This is a genomic window from Sphingomonas sp. NIBR02145, assembly GCF_027359115.1.
Classification (GTDB): Bacteria; Pseudomonadota; Alphaproteobacteria; order Sphingomonadales; family Sphingomonadaceae; genus Sphingomonas; species Sphingomonas kyeonggiensis_A.
This window is the reverse complement of the sequence record NZ_CP114791.1, coordinates 4,115,820-4,135,256: the sequence shown is the minus strand read 5'-3', so window position 1 is coordinate 4,135,256 and position 19,437 is coordinate 4,115,820. Positions and strand designations below refer to the sequence as shown.

General features: G+C 67.3%; 26 protein-coding genes. 14 read left to right on the top strand and 12 right to left on the bottom strand.

Features of this window, described 5'->3' with window-relative positions; all coding sequences use genetic code 11:
* Positions 1-89: 89 nt before the first annotated feature.
* Positions 90-392, top strand: a complete 303-nt coding sequence (locus tag O3305_RS18880; RefSeq protein ID WP_269573903.1) for a chorismate mutase — start codon at positions 90-92, stop codon at positions 390-392.
* A 6-nt stretch (positions 393-398) separates the two neighbouring features.
* Here the strand turns inward: O3305_RS18880 and O3305_RS18875 are convergent, their stop codons facing one another.
* The 6 genes from O3305_RS18875 to rpiB all read right to left on the bottom strand — a co-directional run bounded on the left by O3305_RS18875 (position 399) and on the right by rpiB (position 4,090).
* Positions 399-653, bottom strand: a complete 255-nt coding sequence (locus O3305_RS18875) for a hypothetical protein (protein WP_269573902.1) — start codon at positions 651-653, stop codon at positions 399-401.
* 37 nt (positions 654-690) lie between these two features.
* Positions 691-951 (bottom strand): hypothetical protein, encoded by a 261-nt coding sequence (locus tag O3305_RS18870; protein WP_269573901.1) that lies wholly within the window; start codon positions 949-951, stop codon positions 691-693.
* Between the two features lie 192 nt (positions 952-1,143).
* Entirely contained in the window at positions 1,144-1,797 is a 654-nt protein-coding gene (locus tag O3305_RS18865; RefSeq protein WP_269576563.1) for an RNA methyltransferase, read from the bottom strand.
* Positions 1,798-1,865: 68 nt separating this feature from the next.
* Entirely contained in the window at positions 1,866-2,327 is a 462-nt protein-coding gene (gene nrdR, locus O3305_RS18860; RefSeq protein WP_269573900.1) for a transcriptional regulator NrdR, read from the bottom strand.
* A 3-nt stretch (positions 2,328-2,330) separates the two neighbouring features.
* Complete coding sequence (glyA, locus tag O3305_RS18855) at positions 2,331-3,641, bottom strand: serine hydroxymethyltransferase (protein WP_184161281.1); 1,311 nt, start codon at positions 3,639-3,641, stop codon at positions 2,331-2,333.
* A complete protein-coding gene (gene rpiB, locus O3305_RS18850; protein ID WP_269573899.1) occupies positions 3,638-4,090 on the bottom strand; it encodes a ribose 5-phosphate isomerase B in 453 nt (150 codons plus the stop codon). The genes glyA and rpiB overlap by 4 nt, the downstream gene beginning before the upstream one ends.
* A 58-nt stretch (positions 4,091-4,148) precedes the next feature.
* Here rpiB and O3305_RS18845 point away from each other — a divergent pair, with 58 nt between their 5' ends.
* Entirely contained in the window at positions 4,149-4,400 is a 252-nt protein-coding gene (locus O3305_RS18845; RefSeq protein WP_269573898.1) for a hypothetical protein, read from the top strand.
* Positions 4,400-4,873: a hypothetical protein gene (locus tag O3305_RS18840; RefSeq protein ID WP_269573897.1), complete on the top strand. Its 474-nt coding sequence runs from the start codon at positions 4,400-4,402 to the stop codon at positions 4,871-4,873. Before O3305_RS18845 ends, O3305_RS18840 begins: the two co-directional genes overlap by 1 nt.
* A 51-nt stretch (positions 4,874-4,924) precedes the next feature.
* Here O3305_RS18840 and O3305_RS18835 read toward each other — a convergent pair whose 3' ends face one another.
* Positions 4,925-5,917: a zinc-dependent alcohol dehydrogenase family protein gene (locus O3305_RS18835; RefSeq protein WP_269573896.1), complete on the bottom strand. Its 993-nt coding sequence runs from the start codon at positions 5,915-5,917 to the stop codon at positions 4,925-4,927.
* Between the two features lie 126 nt (positions 5,918-6,043).
* Between O3305_RS18835 and O3305_RS18830 the strand changes: the two genes are divergently transcribed.
* Positions 6,044-6,421, top strand: coding sequence for a winged helix-turn-helix transcriptional regulator (locus tag O3305_RS18830; protein WP_269573895.1), 378 nt, complete (start codon positions 6,044-6,046; stop codon positions 6,419-6,421).
* On the opposite strand, the gene O3305_RS18825 is transcribed toward O3305_RS18830, so the two are convergent.
* A complete protein-coding gene (locus O3305_RS18825; RefSeq protein WP_269573894.1) occupies positions 6,422-7,249 on the bottom strand; it encodes a LytTR family DNA-binding domain-containing protein in 828 nt (275 codons plus the stop codon).
* A gap of 221 nt (positions 7,250-7,470) precedes the next feature.
* Here O3305_RS18825 and O3305_RS18820 point away from each other — a divergent pair, with 221 nt between their 5' ends.
* The 5 genes from O3305_RS18820 (at position 7,471) to O3305_RS18800 (ending at position 11,214) form a co-directional block, all read left to right on the top strand.
* A complete protein-coding gene (locus O3305_RS18820) occupies positions 7,471-7,965 on the top strand; it encodes a DUF1579 family protein (protein ID WP_269573893.1) in 495 nt (164 codons plus the stop codon).
* A gap of 159 nt (positions 7,966-8,124) precedes the next feature.
* Complete coding sequence (locus tag O3305_RS18815) at positions 8,125-9,369, top strand: BtaA family protein (RefSeq protein ID WP_269573892.1); 1,245 nt, start codon at positions 8,125-8,127, stop codon at positions 9,367-9,369.
* Entirely contained in the window at positions 9,366-10,028 is a 663-nt protein-coding gene (locus O3305_RS18810; protein WP_269573891.1) for a class I SAM-dependent methyltransferase, read from the top strand. The genes O3305_RS18815 and O3305_RS18810 overlap by 4 nt, the downstream gene beginning before the upstream one ends.
* Before the next feature lie 2 nt (positions 10,029-10,030).
* The gene (locus O3305_RS18805; RefSeq protein WP_269573890.1) at positions 10,031-10,444 is read left to right on the top strand and encodes a response regulator transcription factor; all 414 of its coding nucleotides are present in this window, start codon (positions 10,031-10,033) and stop codon (positions 10,442-10,444) included.
* A gap of 224 nt (positions 10,445-10,668) precedes the next feature.
* Positions 10,669-11,214 (top strand): DUF4199 domain-containing protein, encoded by a 546-nt coding sequence (locus O3305_RS18800; protein WP_269573889.1) that lies wholly within the window; start codon positions 10,669-10,671, stop codon positions 11,212-11,214.
* A 97-nt stretch (positions 11,215-11,311) separates the two neighbouring features.
* Here O3305_RS18800 and hemA read toward each other — a convergent pair whose 3' ends face one another.
* The gene (gene hemA / locus O3305_RS18795) at positions 11,312-12,553 is read right to left on the bottom strand and encodes a 5-aminolevulinate synthase (protein ID WP_269573888.1); all 1,242 of its coding nucleotides are present in this window, start codon (positions 12,551-12,553) and stop codon (positions 11,312-11,314) included.
* Between the two features lie 232 nt (positions 12,554-12,785).
* Between hemA and O3305_RS18790 the strand changes: the two genes are divergently transcribed.
* On the top strand, positions 12,786-12,956 hold the full coding sequence (locus O3305_RS18790) for a hypothetical protein (RefSeq protein WP_269573887.1): 171 nt from the start codon (positions 12,786-12,788) through the stop codon (positions 12,954-12,956).
* 219 nt (positions 12,957-13,175) lie between these two features.
* On the opposite strand, the gene murI is transcribed toward O3305_RS18790, so the two are convergent.
* Together murI and O3305_RS18780 are read right to left on the bottom strand one after the other, a co-directional pair.
* Positions 13,176-13,973, bottom strand: a complete 798-nt coding sequence (gene murI, locus O3305_RS18785) for a glutamate racemase (protein ID WP_269573886.1) — start codon at positions 13,971-13,973, stop codon at positions 13,176-13,178.
* Positions 13,974-14,156: 183 nt separating this feature from the next.
* Positions 14,157-14,888 (bottom strand): EF-hand domain-containing protein, encoded by a 732-nt coding sequence (locus O3305_RS18780; RefSeq protein ID WP_269573885.1) that lies wholly within the window; start codon positions 14,886-14,888, stop codon positions 14,157-14,159.
* Positions 14,889-15,043: 155 nt separating this feature from the next.
* Between O3305_RS18780 and plsY the strand changes: the two genes are divergently transcribed.
* From plsY to yghU, 4 genes are all read left to right on the top strand, one after another.
* A complete protein-coding gene (gene plsY, locus O3305_RS18775; protein WP_269573884.1) occupies positions 15,044-15,652 on the top strand; it encodes a glycerol-3-phosphate 1-O-acyltransferase PlsY in 609 nt (202 codons plus the stop codon).
* Positions 15,645-16,730, top strand: coding sequence for a DNA-processing protein DprA (gene dprA, locus O3305_RS18770; RefSeq protein ID WP_269573883.1), 1,086 nt, complete (start codon positions 15,645-15,647; stop codon positions 16,728-16,730). The genes plsY and dprA overlap by 8 nt, the downstream gene beginning before the upstream one ends.
* Complete coding sequence (locus tag O3305_RS18765) at positions 16,727-16,945, top strand: hypothetical protein (protein WP_269573882.1); 219 nt, start codon at positions 16,727-16,729, stop codon at positions 16,943-16,945. Before dprA ends, O3305_RS18765 begins: the two co-directional genes overlap by 4 nt.
* Before the next feature lie 67 nt (positions 16,946-17,012).
* Positions 17,013-17,906 carry a glutathione-dependent disulfide-bond oxidoreductase gene (gene yghU / locus O3305_RS18760; RefSeq protein WP_269573881.1) on the top strand — a complete coding sequence of 298 codons (894 nt, stop codon included), beginning with the start codon at positions 17,013-17,015 and terminating at the stop codon, positions 17,904-17,906.
* On the opposite strand, the gene O3305_RS18755 is transcribed toward yghU, so the two are convergent.
* On the bottom strand, positions 17,903-19,435 hold the full coding sequence (locus O3305_RS18755; RefSeq protein ID WP_269573880.1) for a DUF4403 family protein: 1,533 nt from the start codon (positions 19,433-19,435) through the stop codon (positions 17,903-17,905). The genes yghU and O3305_RS18755 overlap by 4 nt on opposite strands.
* Positions 19,436-19,437 lie beyond the last annotated feature (2 nt).

The following is a 19,437-nucleotide window of genomic DNA, read 5'->3' as shown; positions in this document are numbered from 1 at the left end:
CGAAGGGGCGCCGTTAGCGGCGGGGGGCAGCGGAGTCAAGTTGCGCGCGGCCGCTGGACAGCGACGCCCCGCCCGGCCAAGGAGCGGCCATGCAAGAGATACTCGACCCCGAAGCCTGCACGACGATGATCGAAGTCCGTGCCGGCGTCGACGCGGTGGACGCGGCGCTGGTGGCGCTGCTCAAGCGCCGCTTCGGCTATATGGACGCAGCCGCCCGCATCAAGCCCGAGCGCGGCCATGTCCGCGACGAGGCGCGCAAGGCCCAGGTCATCGACAATGTCCGCGCCCATGCCCGCGCGGCGGGCATTCCCGACGCGGCGATCGGCGCGATGTGGGAAACGCTGGTCGAAGCCTCGATCGCCTATGAGTTCGAGGCGTTCGACCAGCGCTGAGGCGGCCTATTCCTTGTTGAAGCTGCCGTTGCCGCCCATCCCGCGCTGATCCATCGCGCGATTGGCGCGATCGGAGGTGGCGGCGCTGAGCTTGGCCCATTCCTCGCGGGTCAGGCAGTATTTCTTGCGCAGCAGGATCGAGCCGGTCTGCGCGACCATGCGGCAGATCTTCTTGTCCGACTTGCCCTCGGCCGCGGGCGCGTCCTGGGCGATGGCGGGCGCCGCGACGACGGCGAGCGCGCATAGCATGATCAACTTCATGGATTCCCCCTCTGGAATGCCGATCGATCGCCGCGGATCAATTGCCCCCGGCGCCAGCACCCGCGCGCGGGCGATTCCCGAGCGTGCGCTCGGCGTTCTCGGCGTTGGCGGCGCTGATCTGGCGCCACTCTTCCTTGGTGTGGCACTCGCGCTTGCCCATGATCGAGCCGGTGGTGTCGACCAGGCGGCAGATCTTCTTCTCGGGCTTGGCATCGGACGCCGCCGGGGCCGGCGTCGCCTGCTGGGCGAGGGCGGGAACGGCGAAGGCAACACACGCGAACACAACTGCGAACTTCATCCAGCTTCTCCACTGCGAGGGGGAAGGCGTTCCCGCCCGTGCCGGCCGTTTCCAGTTGCCAGGCCCCACAAGCAACCAGAACCGGACCGATGTGACACGAAACGTACCGGAACCCCCTCCCGCTACGAAAGATTCGTGCAACATAACGCGCTTTCGCATATGCGAAAAGAAGAAGTGTGTTGCAGTTGTGTATCAGCCGGAACGGTGGCGTTTCTTGCCTTCGAGGGCGGAAAGCACGCCGCGCAGGGTGCGCAGTTCCTGCGACGACCAGCCCGGCTTGGTGAGCACCGTGCGCAAGGTGCGCTTCGTCGAGGGCACGCGATCGGGCGGGAAATAATAGCCCGATTCGTCGAGCATCGCGTCGAGCTGGCCGATCATCCCGTCGAGCTCGTCCTGCGGCGCGGGAGGATCGAGATCCTCCTGGGTCGGCTGGGCGAGGCTCTCACCCTTGGACCATTCGTACGCGACCAGGATCACCGCCTGGGCGAGGTTGAGCGAACCGAATTCGGGGTTGATCGGCACGGTGACGATCGTGCGCGCCACCGCGACGTCGTCGGTCTCCAGCCCCGAACGCTCGGGGCCGAACAGGATCGCCGAGCGCCCCTCCTCGCGGTGGATCTCGCGCGAAGCCTCTTCGGGAGTCATCACCGGCTTGGTGACGCCGCGCTTGCGCACCGTGGTGGCATAGACATGCGCGCAGTCGGCCACCGCATCGGCGACCGTCTCATAGACCTGCGCCTTCTCGAGCACGATGTCGGCACCCGAGGCGGCAGGCCCGGCGCTGGGGTTGGGCCAGCCGTCGCGCGGCGCGACGAGGCGCATCTCGACCAGCCCGAAATTGAGCATCGCGCGCGCGGCCTTGCCGATATTCTCGCCGAGCTGCGGGCGGACGAGGACGATGACCGGAGGCTGGCTCACTGCTTGCCGACCTCGCTGACATTGCCGGCGAATTCCTCGAAATCCTTGGCCTCGCGGAAGTCCTTATAGACCGAGGCGAAGCGGATATAGGCGACCGAATCGAGGCCCTTGAGGCCCTGCATCACCAGCTCGCCGATCTTCTGCGAGGGGATTTCGGTATCGCCCATCGTCTCCAGCTGCCGCTGGATGCCCGAGACCAGCTTCTCGATCTGCACGCCGTTGACCGGGCGCTTGCGGGTGGCGACCGAGATCGAGCGGACCAGCTTGTCGCGATCGAACGGCTCGCGCTTGTCCTCGGACTTGAGGACGGTCAGCTCGCGCAGCTGGATGCGCTCGAACGTGGTGAAGCGCGCGGCGCAGGCCTCGCACTGGCGCCGGCGACGGATCGCCGCCCCGTCTTCGGTGGGGCGGCTGTCCTTTACCTGGCTGTCTTCATGTCCGCAGAAGGGGCAGCGCAATCCTTAGAGCTCCGGATAGATGGGGAAGCGCTCGCACAGCGCGCGGACACGCTCGCGGACATTCTGCTCGACCTGGGCGTCGCCCTGCTCGCCATTCTTCTTGAGGCCGTCGAGCACGTCGGCAACCATGTTGCCGATCTCGCGGAACTCCGCCGGGCCGAAGCCGCGGGTGGTGCCCGCCGGCGAGCCGACGCGGATGCCGCTGGTCTTGACCGGCGGCAGCGGATCGTTGGGGATGCCGTTCTTGTTGCAGGTGATCGCCGCACGCTCGAGCGCCTCGTCGGCGTCCTTGCCGGTGACGCCCAGCGGCGTCAGGTCGATCAGCGCGAGGTGGGTGTCGGTGCCGCCCGAGACCACCGCCGCGCCGCGCTCCTTGAGCGTGGCCGCGAGGATCTTGGCATTCTCGACGATCGCCGCCGCGTAGCCCTTGAACTCGGGCTGGAGCGCTTCGCCGAACGCAACCGCCTTGGCGGCGATGACGTGCATCAGCGGGCCGCCCTGCAGGCCCGGGAACACCGCCGAGTTGATCTTCTTGGCGATCGCCTCGTCATTGGTGAACACCGCGCCACCGCGCGGGCCGCGCAGCGTCTTGTGGGTGGTGGTGGTGACGACATGGGCGTGGCCGAACGGCGTCGGGTGGACGCCGCCGGCGACCAGGCCGGCGAAATGGGCCATGTCGACCATGAAGATCGCGCCGACTTCGTCCGCGATCGCGCGGAACTTGGCGAAATCGATATGGCGCGGATAGGCCGAGCCGCCGGTGATGATCAGCTTGGGCTGGGTCTCGCGGGCGAGCTTGGCGACCTGATCATAGTCGATCAGGTGGGTGTCGGGCGTGACGCCGTACTGGACCGCATTGAACCACTTGCCCGACATCGCGGCGCGGGCGCCGTGGGTGAGGTGGCCGCCCGAATCGAGGCTGAGGCCCATGATCGTGTCGCCGGGCTTGACCATCGCCAGCATGACGGCGCCGTTCGCCTGCGCGCCCGAATGCGGCTGCACATTGGCGAACTCGCAGCCGAACAGCTGCTTGGCGCGATCGATCGCCAGCTGCTCGACTTCGTCCGACGGGTGGCAGCCCTGGTAATAGCGCTTGCCCGGGTAGCCCTCGGCGTACTTGTTGGTGAAGACCGAGCCCTGGGCTTCGAGCACCGCCTTGGAGACGATGTTCTCCGAGGCGATCAGCTCGATCTGATACTGCTCGCGCTTCAGCTCGTGCTGCACGCCGGCGAAGACCGCCGGATCCGCCTCGGCAAGCGAGCGGGTGAAATAGCCATCAGGCTGCGCGCCGAGGTTCACGGGGTTGGTGCTCATGCATGGGTCCCTTCAGGATGGCTGAGCTTTTCGACCCGACGCTGGTGGCGGTCGCCGAGAAACTCGGTTGCGAGGAAAGTCGTGATGCAGGCCTTGGCCATCTCGATGCCGACAAGGCGGGCGCCGAGGGCCACGACATTGGCATCGTTATGCTGGCGCGCAAGGCTGGCCGAAAGCGGCTCGGAGACGAGCGCGCAGCGGGCATGCGGGTTGCGGTTCACCGCGATCGAGATGCCGATGCCCGAGCCGCAGAGCGCAACGCCCTTGTCGGCCTGGCCATCCTCGATCGCCTTGGCGAGACGATAGCCATAGTCGGGATAATCGACGCTCTCGGGTCCGTTGGTCCCGAGATCGAGCACTTCATGCCCTTCGTTACGCAACCATTCGGCGAGTTCTGCCTTCATGGCGTAGGCGGCATGGTCCGAAGCGATAGCGATGCGGTGCGACATGCGCGCTCCCCTACGCCGCAAGGACCGTGCTGGCTAGACCGACTATTCGGAGAGAAAGATGCGCAAGACGATTTTCGCCCTGCTTCCGGCACTGGCCCTGGGTGTTGCCGCCTGTTCGCCGAGCGCGGAGAGCAATTTGAGCAATTCGCTCGACCGCACCGGCGACTCGCTGGAGAACAGCGTGAACGACATGGGCGACACGCTGAGCAATGCCGCGGACGATGCCGGCGATGCGTTCGACAACACCGCGAGCGACATCGGCAACCGCGCCGAGCATGTCGGCAATGCGATCGACGAGGCGACTCGCTGATGCGCGCGCTGCTGATCCTGGCGCCCGCGCTGGCGCTCGCCGCGTGCAACACCGCCGACAAGGCGGCGGACGCGACCGCCAATGCCACCGAGACCGCGGGCAATGCCGCGGTGGCGGTGGGCGATTCGTTCGCCAATGCGGTGAGCGAAGGCGCTTCCAGCCTGAAGAACGAAGTGAGCGCCAAGCCGGTGGACCGCGACGACTGGGTCGGCCGCTGGAAGGGCGTGGAAGGCACCTATCTGGTCGTGTCCAAGGCCAAGGACCCGGGCATGTACAAGCTGGAGATGCAGTACACGCTCGACGACAAGGGAAGCTTTGACGGCAAGGGATCGAGCGAGGGTATCTCCTTCGAGCGGCCGGACGGCGACTTCACCCTGCACCCGAGCGACGGCGACGCGACCGGGCTCAAATACCTGGCGGGCAAGAAGGACTGCCTGACGGTGAAGACCGGCGAAGGCTATTGCCGGGATTGATCTCGTGGCCCGGGCTCGACGCACCGACGCCGAACCCGGGCCAACGCCCCATCAATCCAGCGTGACGACGATCTTGCCGATCTGCGCGTTGGATTCGAGGAAACGGGTGGCATCCTGGATCCGATCGAACGGGAAGGTTCGCGAGACCAGCGGATCGAGCCTGCCGGTTTCCAGCCCTTCGACGATGAACGCCTTCGCGCGCGCCAGGGCCGCGTCGTCACCGACGATCTCGGTATAGAGATAGCCCTTCAGCGTCAGGCTCTTCCCGAGTACGGCGAACTGCGGAAACGGGCCCGCATCAGGACTGAGCGCGCCATATTCCAGCAGGATGCCGCCAACCGCCATACATTCCGCGAGCTGCGCGATGGCCGGACCTCCGATCGGATCGAAGACGACGCGCGCGCCCTTGCCGCCAGTGATCTCCCGCACGCGCGCGGCCAGGTCTTCCTCGGCCGTCGCGATCACATGATGCGCGCCCGCCTCGCGCAGCGCCTGCACCTTGGCGCCGGTCCGGGTGGTTGCGATCACCGTCGCGCCGACGCTCCGGGCGACCTGGAAGGCCGCGATGCCGACACTGCTGGATGCGGCAGAGACGATCACGAAATCGCCCGCGGCGAGCCTTGCCTGGTCGATGAGGGCGCCCCAGGCAGTGACATATTGCATCCACGCCGCAGCGGCCTTTTCGAACGGCAGGCCAACCGGATGCTTCACGACATGACGGGCGGGAATGTTGATGACTTCGCCGTAGGTGGGCCAGCGCGACATATCGAGCGTGGGGATGACGCTGACCGCATCCCCTTCCGCGAAGTCCGTCACGTCCGCGCCGACCCGCTTCACCGTACCGGCAGCCTCATAGCCGAGCTGCGAAGGAAAATTCGCTTCCTGCAGATAGGCTCCGTTGCGGAACATCACTTCGGCGCGGTTGAGCCCGATCGCGCGCACGGCGATCTGCACCTCGTCGGCCGCCGGCGCGGTCACCTCGACCGTTTCGATCCGCAGGACATCTGCGGGGCCATATTCATGAAAGCGTACGATGCGGGGCATTGGCGTCTCCAGATCACGCACCGGGACGGCGCGTTCGAACGCCCATTTGAGAGTGCAGGCTGAATTGAAAATACGGTAATCGAAAGCACATACTGCTCAAAAGTATACTGTAAGGCCGCCTTCGCCATGCCCAAGCTGCACGATTATGATCAGGTGCCCGGCTGCACCATGTACGCCACGCTGAACCTGATCAGCGGGAAGTGGAAAGGCATGATCCTGTACCACCTGATGAAGGGGACGATGCGCTTCAACGCGCTCAAGCGCGAGTTGGGCGACTGTTCGCAACGGCTGCCGATCAAGCAGCTGCGGGAGCTGGAGGCGGATGGGCTGGTGGAAAGGACCGTCTATGCCGTCGTGCCGCCAAGGGTGGACTATTCGATTACCGAGGAGGGGCGCTCCCTGGAGCCGATCCTCCTGGACCTTCGCGGCTGGGGAGAAGGCTGGCTGCGCCGGCGCGGACTGACCGCCCGGGACGATCAAACGGCGCCCACACTTCGCCCGTAACTACCCCCGGGCCCGCAACCACCCCCGCGCCCGCGCGCCCGCCGCATAGGTGGCGCTGACCGGCACGCTGCCGCCGCCGGCGAGCAGCAGGCGCCATTTGCGGCCGTCGCGCTCGGCGCTTTCGACTGCTTCCGCCGCGACCCAGGCGCCGCGATGGACCTGGAGGCCGTCGATGCCGGCGACTTCCTCGAGCGCATCGCCGAAGCGGTAGTGGAGCAGCGCGCTGGTGCCGTCGCGGCGATGCAGGCGGCAATAATGGTCTTCGGCCTCGATCGCGGCGAGATCGCAGGCGGCGATGCGGGCGCGGGCGAGCAGGCCGGTCTCGGCGCGGACCGGGCGCATCCGGCGGAGCAATATCCAGGCGACCGCCGAGCAGACGGTGAAGATCACTGCGCTGATCGCCGCCGCCCTGCCCCACACGTCGAGCGGCATCGCCTGCATGCTGACGCCGACCAGCCGGCCACAGGCCCAGATCTCGAAGGGCAAGGGCAGGTTGAGCGGGATCGTGCCGAGCAGCGAGATGCGCGGCCAGTCGGTCGGCTTGCGGACGCCCCAGGCGAAGAGCAGCTGCCATTTGAGCGCGTTCCAGCCCATCAGCAGCAGCCAGAAGGCGGCGCGGGTGTGGAGCGGCAGTCGGGCGGTGCCGAAGCCGCCGGTGACGGTCATCAGCGCGGCCGCGGCGAGGCAGGCGATCCAGAGCAGCGGGAAGCCCGGCACCGGCTTTTGGGGAAGTGCGCGTTTCGCGAAGCCGAGGACGCGCTTCGCGAAACCGCGCTTGCCGGCGGTGCGGGCGGCGGGGCCAGTGCGGAGCGACCGGGCGGCGGGCATGGCGGACAGGCTGCCATGCGACGTTCCGGACTACAACGGAGATCGGAATGCGCAGCTGGCTTCACTTGAGTTCCCCGGCGAAAGCCGGGGCCCAGGGTCACAAGCGACACGGCAGAAAAACCCTGGGCCCCGGCTTTCGCCGGGGAACTGCTTGGGTTTATGCTCTGGCCGCCCTTGCCCTGCCCGCCGCCGCGCAGGCCCAGGCCGCCGACAAGAGCGCGATGGCCGCGCAGGTGGAAGCCGCGCACAGGCTCGACTGGATGCACGGCAAGTGGCGCGGCGAGGCGCGGATGAAGATGCCGGGGGCGCCGGAGCATGTGGTCGTCCATACCGAGCGGGTCGGCACGCTGCTCGACGGCACGATCACGGTGATCGAGGGCAAGTCGTTCAACCCGGACGGCAGCGTGCCGTTCAACGCCTTTGCCGTGGTCTCCTATGATCCGCAGACCAAGGCCTATGTGATGAACAGCCATACCGGCGGGCGTTCGGGCAATTTTCCGCTCGCGGTCAGCGAAACCGGCAAGGGCTATAGCTGGGAAGTACCGGCCGGGCCCAAGGCCAGGGTGCGCTACACCGCGGTGTTCGACGGCACGACCTGGACCGAGACCGGCGATTTCGTTGCCGAGGGGCAGCCGGGGCGGCCCTTCTTCAAGATGGTGCTCAAGCGGGTCGGCGACAGCGACTGGCCGATGGCCGGAAGCATGACACGGGATTGATTTTACTGGGCTCCTGCCACTAGGGGCGCCTCGGGGGGTGGCGACGCAAGGGACGTTGCGGGTGCTGCCATGAGCCCCTAAAGTGACGCCGGTTCGTCACAAAGGGGTAATAGGGCGTGGCGGACCACCGCTCGCCCGCGGGGCGTCCAGGAGCTACTGATGGGTTCAATTACCAAGACGCCGAAGAATGTCGCCGTCCGCGGCGCCGTGCATCGCCATGAGCACATGACCAAGGAAGGCCTGCTCGAGCGCGCCTTTACCTTCGCGTTCCGCGGGCTCGTCTACCCGCAGATCTGGGAAGACCCGGTGATCGACATGGAAGCGCTGCAGCTCCAGCCGGATCATCACATGGTCACCATCGCCTCGGGCGGCTGCAACGTCTTCTCGTACCTGACGGCGAACCCGGCGAAGATCACCGCGGTGGACCTGAACCCGGCGCATATCGCGCTCAACAACCTCAAGAAGCAGGCGGCGCTGAACCTGCCCGATTACGCAGCGTTCCACCGCTTCTTCGGCCAGGCCAACAAGGCCGAGAATGTCGAGGCCTATCGCCAGCATATCGCGCCGCACCTCGATGCGCCGTATCGCGACTATTGGGAGCGCCGCGGCCTGAACGGCACCCGCCGCATCGATGCGTTCAAGCACGGCTTCTACAAATACGGCCTGCTCGGCCGGCTGATCGGCTTCGTCCACTGGCTGGCGAACCGCTACGGCATCGATCCGCGCGAGATCCTCGCCGCGAAGAACATCGAGGAGCAGCGCCAGATCTTCGAGACGCGCTTCGCGCCGTTCTTCGAGAAGAAGTTCCTGCGCTGGCTGGTCGACCAGCCCGCCGCGCTGTTCGGCTTCGGCATCCCGCCGGCGCAATATGACCTGCTCAAGGTCGACGATCAGGCCGGGATCACCGGGGCGCTGCGCAGCCGCCTGCGCAAGCTCGCCTGCGACTTCGACCTGAAGGACAATTTCTACGCCTGGCAGGCGTTCGGCCGCGGCTATGGCGAAGGGCCGGACGCGCCGCTGCCGCCGTACCTCGAGGCGAAGAACTGGGACGTGGTGCGCGAACGCGCCAACCGCGTCGAGATCCGCCACACCAACTATGCCGATTATCTCGAGACGATGCCGGCCCAGTCGCTCGACCGCTATATCCTGCTCGACGCGCAGGACTGGATGACGGACGAGCAGCTGACCCGCATCTGGGGCGAGATCACCCGCACCGCCAAGCCGGGCGCGCGCGTGCTCTATCGCACCGCGGCGATCCCCGATGTGGTGAAGGGTCATATTCCCGACGAGCTGATGAACCAGTGGGAATATGAGGACCAGGCCAAGCTCGACGACTGGACGCGCCGCGACCGCTCGTCGGTCTATGGCGCGACGCACGTCTGGACGCTGAAGCCGCACGCATGAGCGCCGCCACGGGGGACGCCGACCAGAAGGGGCTGATGGACGCGACCTATGCGCTCCATCGCCACTTCTACGACTTCACGCGGAAGTTCTACCTGCTGGGGCGCGACGCGCTGATCCACGGGCTGAACCCGCCCAAGGGCGGCACGGTGCTGGAGGTCGGCTGCGGCACGGCGCGGAACCTGATCGTGGCGGCGAAGCGCTTCCCCGAGGCGCGCTTCTATGGCTTCGACATCAGCGAGGCGATGCTGGAGACAGCGCGCGCTTCGGTCGAGAAGAACGGCTTCAGCGGCAAGATCACGCTGGCGCAGGGCGATGCCGGCGCGTTCGACGTGAACGCGCTGTTCGGGGTCGACAAGCTCGACCGGGTGTTCATGAGCTACACGCTCTCGATGATCCCGCCCTGGGTGGAAGCGATCGAGCTGGGCGCGAAGGCGCTGGCGCCGGGCGGCAGCCTGCACATCGTCGATTTCGGCCAGTATGAGAAGCTGCCCAAGTTCGCCAAGCGGCTGCACTTCAAGTCGCTCAACGACTTCCACGTCTACCCGCGCGACACGCTGCCCGCGGTGCTCAAGCGCATCGCCGAGGAGGAAGGGCTGCGGCTCGACTTCCGCTCGACCCTGCGCGGCTATGTGTGGAGCGCAACGCTGACGCGGGACTGAGCTTGGCCCGGCGCATCGTCCTGTACGGCGCGCTGCTCGCGGCGGGGACGCTGCTGCTCCAATGGCTCGACTACCAGCGGCTGGTGCGCTCGCACATCGGCGACGTCTATGTGTTCCTGATCGCGGGTGGCTTCCTGGCGCTGGGCGTCTGGCTCGGCGTGCGCGGGATCGCCCGGCCGGCCCCGCGCGGGTTCGACGGCAATCCGCAGGCGGTGGCGGCGCTGGGGCTCTCGCCGCGCGAGCTGGAAGTGCTCGAGGAACTGCTCGCCGGGCGATCGAACCAGGAAATCGCCGACGCGCTGGGCGTGTCGCTCAACACGGTGAAAACGCATGTCGCGCGGCTGCTCGAGAAGCTGGGCGCGAAGCGGCGGGGGGACGCCGTGGCACGGGCGCGCGAACTGGGAATCGTTCGGTAAAGCCCCCTCCCTGGAAGGGAGGGGTCAGGGGCGGGTCGCGTCCAGGCTTACCGAGGCGACAGGGATGCGGGCGCAGTATCGCGGTCATCCACCCACCCCCAGCCCCTCCCTTCCAGGGAGGGGAGCATGCCGGTTTCACGCAAATCATCCTTTCGGGGGATTGCCCGCCCGGCTTGCGGTGCGGCTGATCGGGGCGCAACCTGATACCCGAGGGGAGAAACGAAATGCTGCGCACCATCCTGATCTATGGCGTGATCGGCGGGCTGATCGCCGGGGGCGTGCTGTCCGTCGTCGTGCTCAACTTCGAAGGCGCCACCGGCCAGTACGGCATGGCGATCGGCTACCTGATCATGCTGATCGGCCTGAGCACCATCTTCCTGGCAATCAAGCGCCAGCGCGACGTGGCGGGCGGCGGCGTGATCCGCTTCCTGCCCGCGCTCGGCATGGGGCTGGCGATCAGCCTGGTCGCGGGCATCGTCTATGCGATCTGCTGGGACCTGGCGCTCGCCACGATCGGCATCGACGCGTTCATCGACAAGTTCGCCGGGGCGATGCTCGAGGGCAAGAGCGGCGCAGAACTGGCCAAGGCGCAGGCGGAGATGGAAGGCTTCCGCACCGCCTATCACAACCCGTTCTTCCGGCTGCCGATGACCTTCACCGAGATCTTCCCGGTGGGCGTGATCGTGTCGCTGGTATCGGCGCTACTGCTCCGCAACAGCCGCTTCCTGCCGGCGGCACGGGTGGAGGAAGAGCAAAGCTCGGAAGCGTGAACAACCTCGCTCCCCGGCGAAAGCCGGGGCCCAGGACCGCAAGCAAGTCGGATGAGAAACCCTGGGCCCCGGCTTTCGCCGGGGAACAGGAAGGAAATCACGCCGCGCGGCGGAGTTCCATGCGGCCCCAGATCTCGACCAGCGCATCGACCAGCTCGCGCATCATGCTCTCGTCATGCGCGGGGCCGGGCGTGAAACGCAGGCGCTCGGTGCCGCGCGGGACCGTCGGGTAATTGATCGGCTGGACGTAGACGCCATATTCGGCGAGCAGGATGTCGCTGATCTTCTTGGCCTTGACCGGATCACCGACCATCAGCGGCACGATGTGCGTGGTCGATGGCATCACCGGCAGCCCGGCCTCGGCCATCATCGCCTTCAGCTTGGCGGCCGCGGCCTGCTGGCCGTCGCGCTCTTCCGACGAGCCCTTGAGGTGGCGCACGCTGGCCAGCGCGCCGGCGACGAGCACCGGCGACAGCGAAGTGGTGAAGATGAAGCCCGGCGCATAGCTGCGGATCACGTCGATGATCATCTGGTCGGCCGCGATATAGCCGCCCATCACGCCGAACGCCTTGCCGAGCGTGCCCTCGATGATCGTCAGCCGATCAGCCAGGCCTTCCCGGTCCGAGATGCCGCCCCCGCGCGCGCCGTACATGCCGACGGCATGGACCTCGTCGAGATAGGTCAGCGCATTGTACTTGTCGGCCAGGTCGCAGATCTCGGCGATCGGGGCGATATCGGCGTCCATCGAATAGACCGACTCGAAGGCGATCAGCTTGGGGACGCCCGGATCGTCCGCCGCGAGCAGTTCCTCGAGATGCGCCAGGTCATTGTGGCGGAAGACGCGCTTCTCACAGCCCGAATTGCGGATGCCGGCGATCATCGAGGCGTGGTTGAGCTCGTCCGAATAGACGATGCAGCCCGGCAGTACCTTGGCGAGCGTGGAGAGCGTCGCTTCGTTCGAAACATAGCCCGAGGTGAAGAGCAGCGCGTTCTGCTTGCCGTGGAGATCGGCGAGCTCATGCTCGAGATCGACATGGTAGTGCGTGTTGCCGCCGATGTTGCGCGTGCCGCCCGAGCCCGCGCCGACGTCGTGGAGGGCTTCCTCCATCGCCGCGATCACCTTCGGGTGCTGGCCCATCGCCAGATAGTCGTTCGAGCACCAGACGGTGATCGGCTTCGGGCCGTTATGGCCGGCGAAGCAGCGCGCATTGGGGAACATGCCCTTGTTGCGCAAAATATCGATGAAGACGCGGTAGCGGCCCTCGGCATGCAGCCGGTCGATCGCGGACGTGAAAACCCGGGAATAGTCGACGGGCGCTGTGCTGTCTGCGCTGTGCATAACGTGTTCCTACCGCCAAAGTCCGGCGATTTCCAGTTGGACATAATGCCTAATCGGACCGGAATTTAGCGCCTTTGATCCAAAGCAAAATCCGGTTTGGACGGAATTGATATGCGTTGGTTCGGAAGTCGATCCCGCTGTGGTACATTGATCCCATCGCGGGCGAGTCGGCACCCAAGCATAGCCCGCGGCTGAGAGACTAGGGCTCCCGCTTGCGTATGGAGCATCCGCAATGAGCGCGAGAGACATAGAATATTACCGGAAACGCGAGCGCGAGGAGCGCGAGCATGCGGCGCGCGCCGACGACACCACGGCGCGGCGCGTGCACCAGGAAATGGCTGAACGCTATTCGGCGCGGCTGCGCGACATGGTCGCGACGGTGCCGGTGGCGCAGCAGGCCTGAGGGCGGATTCCCGGAGGCCTGGCAGCTAGCGCCGGCCCGGATGTGTCCCTTATCCTATTCCGTCATCCCCGCGAAGGCGGGGATCCAGAGTCGCAAGCAAATGGTGCGCGGCACGCTTTGGTGTATCCGTTCAGCACAGGTCCGATTGCTTCCTTCGCCCGAACTACCCTGGATCCCCGCCTTCGCGGGGATGACGGTGTGATGGGTGTGCGGCCCAGCCTATAGCGACTCGACCACGCCCAGCCCGTAGCGCGCCAGCGCGGGGGCGAGCGCTTCGGTGCGGACACTGCGGGCAGTGAAGACCGCCTTGCCTGGAATCGGCGCGGCCGGCCATTCCTGCCCTTCCGTAAGATAGGCGACGCGGCGAGCGATGCCGGGACCGCCATCGACGAACCGGACCGGATGCGGCGCAGCGGCGGCGAGTTCGGCCTCGACCAGCGGGAAATGGGTGCAGGCGTTGACGATCACGTCGATGCGGTCGCCCTCCGGTTGGTCGAACAGCCCGTCCAGCACCGCGCGCATCCGCTCGGGCACCGGCGCCACCCCTTCCAGCGCTGCCTCGGCAATCTCGACCAGTTCGGCCGAGCCGTGGCGCAGCACGGTGCAATCGCCGGCGAAGCGCGCGGCGAGATCGTCGACATAGGGCTGACGGACGGTCGCCTCGGTGCCGAGCACACCGATCACGCGGCTCTGGCTGATTTCGGCGGCGGGCTTGATCGCGGGGACGGTGCCGACGATCGGCACGTCGAGCGCGGCGCGGACATGCTGGAGCGCGATCGTCGAAGCGGTGTTACAGGCGATGACGATCAGGCGCGGATCATAGCGCTCCGCCAGTCGCCCGAGCAGCGCCGGCACGCGTGCGGCGATCTCGCCTTCGCTGCGGGTGCCATAAGGGAAGCCCGCCGAATCCGCGACATAGACCAGCGGCGCGTGCGGCAGCAGCGCGGCGGTGGGCGCCAGCACCGAAAGCCCGCCCATGCCGGAATCGAAGAACAAGATGGGGCGATTGTCGATCATCGCCGCGGGGCATGGCTCCGCAGCCGGTGAGCGTCAACCGCCCCGAGTTTCGGAAACACCCCCGAGGGGGATCTCATCTGGCCTCGATTCCCCAGACGCTGCGCGTGGCGCCTGGCCTTGAGGCAACTCAATCCTCCCCCGGAGGGGGAGGATTGCAGCACTACCGCGGTCGACGGGCTCAAATCAGTTGCGCGGCTTCCAGTTCGCCGGGATGCCCATGGCGAGGACCATCGGGCGGCGCGTGGCGATATATTCGTCCTTGCTCACCTTGCCGTCGCCATTGGTGTCGAAGCGGGCGAGGAACATGCGGCCGCCCTGCTCCGCCCCGACATCCTTGCGCGGGCCGTTGTTGACGCTGACCGAAGCGCGCGGCGCTTCGTTTGCCTCGAGATAGCCCGACTTGTCCTTGTCCATCGTCGCGAAGCTCTGCGCGAGATAGGCCGTGGCCTGCTCCGGCGTGGCGGGCACGAACGGCCCGTCATACATCTTCATCTTCTGCTGGGGCGCCTGCGCGCTCTGCTGCGGTGCCGGGGCGCCGGGCAGCGTGAGGGCCAGGACAGCCGCCGCGATCGTGATGCTCATTGCAATTCCTCCAATCCACCACCGGCGCCTTCCGCCGGAGACGGGACCGGCATGCAGCGGCCGGGACGGCGCGGCGAGGTCCGGCGCATGGGGTACCAGCGCCTGGGACCCGGACTGGGACTCGGCCTGGACGAGCAGCCGCGCCGCCTGGAGCGAGGAGGAGAGGCCGAGCTTGGTGCGGGCCATCTTGAGCCGCTTCTCCACCGCGTGCGGCGAGACGCCGAGCTCGATCGCCATTTCCTTGGCGGTCTGGGGAAGCAGGCGGCGGCGCAGGCATTCCTTTTCGTTTTCGGTCAGCCGGCTGATCGCCGCCTGCATTCGCTCATCCAGCACCAAACGCTCCCCGACACCCGCAGCACCCACGCACTTCGTCGCGCCACGCTAGGGCAAAGTCGAGTTTCGCCCAAGTCGGAGCGATTGGTACCCCATCCACATTGCGCGGCCGTGGCCAGCCACTATGTTGGCACCGGATTGGGGGAGCGGATTTCTTGACCTTCGAAACTGCCATCGGCCCGGCCGGCGTATTGCTGCTCGGTTATCTGCTCGGCTCGATTCCATTCGGCCTGTTGCTGACGCGCTTCTTCGGCGCGGGCGACCTGCGCCAGATCGGCTCGGGCAATATCGGCGCGACCAATGTGCTGCGTACCGGCCGCAAGGGACTGGCGGCGGCGACGCTGCTGCTCGACCTGGCCAAGGGCGCGGCGGCGGTGCTGATCGCAGGCGCGCTGATCCCCGGTGGCGGCGTGCTGGGCGGCCTGGCCGCGTTCATCGGCCATTGCTACCCCGTCTGGCTCAAGTTCAACGGCGGCAAGGGCGTGGCGACGATGATGGGCGTGGTGCTCGCGCTCCACTGGCCCTCGGGCATCGTCTTCGCGGCGGTGTGGCTCGGGCTGCTGGCGGCGCTGCGCATCTCCTCGCTCGCCGGCATGAGCGCGGCGATCAGCGCGCCGGTGAGCGCGGCGTTCTTCGGGCGGATCGACCTGGTGCTGATGCTGCTCGCGCTGGCGATGATCGTGCTGTGGAAGCACCGCGCCAATATCGACCGGCTGCTCAACGGCACCGAACCGCGCGTCGGCGGCAGCAAGAAAAGTGCCTGACAGGCGCGAGGCACAGCTCAGGCTGCTGCGCTCCGCCAATATCGGCCCGGTTACCTATCGCCAGCTGATCGCCCGCTTCGGCAATGCCGAGGCGGCGCTCGATGCCTTGCCGACGCTTGCCGCCCGGGGCGGTGGGCGCGCGCCGGTGATCGCCGATGCGGGCGCGGTGCGGCGCGAGATCGCGACGGTCGAGAAGCTGGGCGCCCGCTACCTGTTCCTGGGCGAGGACGACTATCCGCCGCTGCTCGCCGAGCTCGACAGCGCCCCGCCGGCGCTGATCCTGCGCGGGCGGCTGGCGCTGCTCGATCGGCCGGCGGTGGCGATCGTCGGTGCGCGCAATGCCTCCGCTGCCGCCTGCCGCTTCGCCCGGCAGATCGCGCTGGGACTGGCCGAGGCAGGGGTGACGGTGGTCTCCGGGCTGGCGCGCGGGATCGACACGGCCGCGCATATCGGATCGCTGGGCGGTGGCACCGTCGGCGTGATCGCCAGCGGGATCGACATCGCCTTTCCGCCCGAAAATGCCGAGCTGCAGGAACGGGTGGCGCGCGACGGGCTGCTGCTGGCCGAGCAGCCGCCGGGCACCGAGCCGCTGGCCCGCTTCTTCCCCTCGCGCAACCGGATCATCGCCGGGCTGGCGCTGGGCACGGTGGTGGTGGAGGCGGCACCGCGATCGGGCTCGCTGATCACCGCGCGGATCGCGGCCGAGGCGGGGCGCGACGTGATGGCCGTCCCCGGCTCGCCGCTCGACCCGCGGGCGCAAGGCTGCAACCTGCTGATCCGCGAGGGCGCGACTCTGGTGCAGGGCGTGGACGACATCCTCGAGATGGTCCGCCCGATCGATCCGCGCGCGGTGCGGGCTCCGGCCAGCGGCTGGCAGGGTCCGCCGCCCGAGGACGCAAGCGATGCGGACCGGCGCGTGGTGGCAGGGCTGCTCGGGCCGGTGGCGGTGAGCGTGGACGAGCTGATCCGGCAATCGGGGTTGGCCCCGGCGGTGGTGCAGACCGTCCTGCTCGAACTGGAGCTGGGCGGGCGGCTGGAGCGGCACGGCGGCGGGCGCGTCAGCCTGATTTCCGCATGATCTATGTGGCTTTCGCCTTGCTGCTCGTGTTCACGGGCTTTTTCGTACGCGAGACCATGGTCTCCCTGCGTCGCGGCGCAGTTCACAACCGTGGGCAGCGCTATGGCCGGCGGGAGCGGCCGATCCTGTTCTGGTCCGGCATTTTCGCATGGGTCCTGAACGCATCCGTGGGCGCCTTGTTCTTCGTAATGCTCGCCCTGTCGGAACCGCGCTGATTTCGCCCTAGCAAGTTTCGGGACCGTTCCTACATCGCCGCGGCAACCTCTCCCCAAGGAGCCCGACATGGCCGACGCACCCGATCCCGCCAACAACCAGCCCGCCGGCTATGTCCCGCCCAAGGTCTGGGTTTGGGAAGCCGGCAATGGCGGCGCCTTTGCCAGCATAAACCGGCCGGTCTCGGGCGCGACCCATGAGAAGGTGCTGCCGGTCGGCGAACATCCGATCCAGCTCTATTCGCTCGGCACGCCCAACGGCCAGAAGGTGACGATCATGCTCGAGGAGCTGCTCGCCGCCGGCCATGCGGGCGCCGAATATGACGCCTGGAAGATCAATATCGGCGAGGGCGACCAGTTCGGCAGCGGGTTTGTCGGGATCAATCCGAACTCGAAGATCCCCGCGATGGTCGATCATTCGGTGGACCCGACGATCAGCGTGTTCGAGAGCGGTGCGATCCTGGTCTATCTGGCCGAGAAGTTCGGTGCGTTCCTGCCAACCGACCCGGCCAGGCGCGCGGCGACGATGAGCTGGCTGATGTGGCAGATGGGCTCGGCGCCGTTCCTGGGCGGCGGCTTCGGCCATTTCTTCGCCTATGCCCCGTTCAAGATCCAGTACGCGATCGATCGCTATGCGATGGAAGTGAAGCGCCAGCTGCACGTGCTCGACACACACCTGGCGAAGAACAAGTTCATGGTCGGCGACGAATATACGATCGCCGACATCGCGGTCTGGCCCTGGTATGGCGGCGTGGCGCGCGGCGATGCCTATGCCGGCGCGGCCGAGTTCCTAAACATCGGCGAATACGAACATTTCAACCGCTGGGCCGCCGAAGTGGGCGAGCGCGAGGCGGTGCAGCGCGGGCGGCTGGTCAATCGCGGCAGTGGGCCCGAGGACCAGCGGGTGCCCGAGCGCCACTCGGCGGCGGATATCGATGCGGTTCGGGCGAAGATGCTGGCCTAACGGCCGACATACTCCACCCGCGCGGTCCCTGAGGCCCAGACGGGCAGGTACAGCCCCTGCCCGCTGGCCTTGATCGCGCCGGTGCGGACATCGGCGATGTCGGCGCGAATCAGAAAGTCGCCGGCGCGCTTGCGGACGATCGCGCGGCGGACCTTGCCGAGCAGCTTCTCGAAGTCACGGGTGAAGTTCTGGGTGAGCTCGCCGGCCAGAACCTCGGACACCGCCGGCGCCTGGACAAGGCGGACGAGCAGGTCGCCGCCGATGCCGTCGGTATCGCCGTTCACCGCCAGCTGCTCGAAATGGACACGCTGCGAGCCCGGCGTGTTGACCGGCACCGCGGTGAGCCAGACCAGGCCGTGCGTCTCGGTGGTGCTGTTCTGCGGGCGCGCGGCGATGGTCAGGCCGACCGCGATGCGGCCGCCGGTGGTGCCATAGCCGGTGACCTTGTCGAACCGCGCCACCACCGGACCGATGCCTGGCAGCTCGAACGGGCGAACGGCGCGCTTGGCCAGCGCCTTTTTCAGCACGGGCTCGAGCTGGGCGTAATCGGCGATCACCGGAATGAAGAATTCGAGCTTCGATCCGGCGGCGTCGTGGCCAAGCGGGGGCAAGGGGGAGGGATTCGGATCCTCGGGGCGCGGGCCGACAAATGTCTCGGTAAGCGCCGACAAACCGAGGCTGAGGCGCAGGCGATTGCCGGAAAGGCTGTAACCGCCATAACTCAGCTTCTGCGGCGTGATCCGCATCCAGACGGGCGGGTTCTGCTCGTTCAGTTCGAGCGAGGTGAAGCTCTGCCGCCAGGCATCGGCGACGCGGGCGCGGATGTTCACCTTCGCGATCTCCTGCGGCAGCTTGCGCTCGAGATCGCGGACAATGGGGCCGAGCTTCTCGTCGGCCTTGTCGGTGAAGGTGATGCGGCGCCCGAGGAAATCGATGCCGGGCGGCGTGGTCCAGCTATAGGCGAGGCGGACGGTGGCGCGCGGCTGCCAATTGTCGGTGACAGACAAGCGGATGCGCGCGCGGACCATTGCCGATCCGGTCGCGGTCTCGCCCTTGAGGAAGCCGCCGACATGGCGCGCGGCGATATTGGCGCGGATCGGCACATCGGCGACGATGTCCCTGCCCTCGCCGCGCAGGCGGATCGCGGAGCGAGTGACGGTGCCGACCACGGTGCAGCCGAGATCGGGGCTGACCTTGATCTTCGCCTTGAACAGCTTGACCCGCTGGGCGGGCACGCATTTGTCGATCTGCTGGTTGATCGACCAGAGCGTGCGCGGCACCGCCTGCTCGATCGCGCGGCTGATCACCGAGACATGGACGTCGAGCGGCACATCGATCGCGGAGACCTGCTTCGGTACCTCGACCTGATCGGAAGCGCGCGGCGGCGGCTCTACCTTCCCTTCGAGCCTGGCACGCAGCCAGAGATACCCGCCACCGACGCTGGCCAGCAGGAGCACGAGGATGCTTCCGAATATCCACCAGCCGCGATGCCCGCTGCGCGGCGGCGGCGAAACAGTCTCGTCGAGCAATC

Coding starts and splice junctions, on each gene's coding strand:
- O3305_RS18815 (WP_269573892.1), top strand. CDS start 8,125: ATGGGTTCAATTACCAAGACGCCGAAGAATGTCGCCGTCCGCGGCGCC.
- rpiB (WP_269573899.1), bottom strand. CDS start 4,090: ATGTCGCACCGCATCGCTATCGCTTCGGACCATGCCGCCTACGCCATG.
- O3305_RS18835 (WP_269573896.1), bottom strand. CDS start 5,917: ATGCCCCGCATCGTACGCTTTCATGAATATGGCCCCGCAGATGTCCTG.
- O3305_RS18840 (WP_269573897.1), top strand. CDS start 4,400: ATGCGCGCGCTGCTGATCCTGGCGCCCGCGCTGGCGCTCGCCGCGTGC.
- O3305_RS18870 (WP_269573901.1), bottom strand. CDS start 951: ATGAAGTTCGCAGTTGTGTTCGCGTGTGTTGCCTTCGCCGTTCCCGCC.
- O3305_RS18875 (WP_269573902.1), bottom strand. CDS start 653: ATGAAGTTGATCATGCTATGCGCGCTCGCCGTCGTCGCGGCGCCCGCC.
- O3305_RS18820 (WP_269573893.1), top strand. CDS start 7,471: ATGGCCGCGCAGGTGGAAGCCGCGCACAGGCTCGACTGGATGCACGGC.
- O3305_RS18845 (WP_269573898.1), top strand. CDS start 4,149: ATGCGCAAGACGATTTTCGCCCTGCTTCCGGCACTGGCCCTGGGTGTT.
- O3305_RS18790 (WP_269573887.1), top strand. CDS start 12,786: ATGAGCGCGAGAGACATAGAATATTACCGGAAACGCGAGCGCGAGGAG.
- hemA (WP_269573888.1), bottom strand. CDS start 12,553: ATGCACAGCGCAGACAGCACAGCGCCCGTCGACTATTCCCGGGTTTTC.
- O3305_RS18810 (WP_269573891.1), top strand. CDS start 9,366: ATGAGCGCCGCCACGGGGGACGCCGACCAGAAGGGGCTGATGGACGCG.
- O3305_RS18825 (WP_269573894.1), bottom strand. CDS start 7,249: ATGCCCGCCGCCCGGTCGCTCCGCACTGGCCCCGCCGCCCGCACCGCC.
- murI (WP_269573886.1), bottom strand. CDS start 13,973: ATGATCGACAATCGCCCCATCTTGTTCTTCGATTCCGGCATGGGCGGG.
- O3305_RS18765 (WP_269573882.1), top strand. CDS start 16,727: ATGATCTATGTGGCTTTCGCCTTGCTGCTCGTGTTCACGGGCTTTTTC.
- O3305_RS18800 (WP_269573889.1), top strand. CDS start 10,669: ATGCTGCGCACCATCCTGATCTATGGCGTGATCGGCGGGCTGATCGCC.
- O3305_RS18865 (WP_269576563.1), bottom strand. CDS start 1,797: ATGCTCAATTTCGGGCTGGTCGAGATGCGCCTCGTCGCGCCGCGCGAC.
- yghU (WP_269573881.1), top strand. CDS start 17,013: ATGGCCGACGCACCCGATCCCGCCAACAACCAGCCCGCCGGCTATGTC.
- glyA (WP_184161281.1), bottom strand. CDS start 3,641: ATGAGCACCAACCCCGTGAACCTCGGCGCGCAGCCTGATGGCTATTTC.
- O3305_RS18830 (WP_269573895.1), top strand. CDS start 6,044: ATGCCCAAGCTGCACGATTATGATCAGGTGCCCGGCTGCACCATGTAC.
- O3305_RS18880 (WP_269573903.1), top strand. CDS start 90: ATGCAAGAGATACTCGACCCCGAAGCCTGCACGACGATGATCGAAGTC.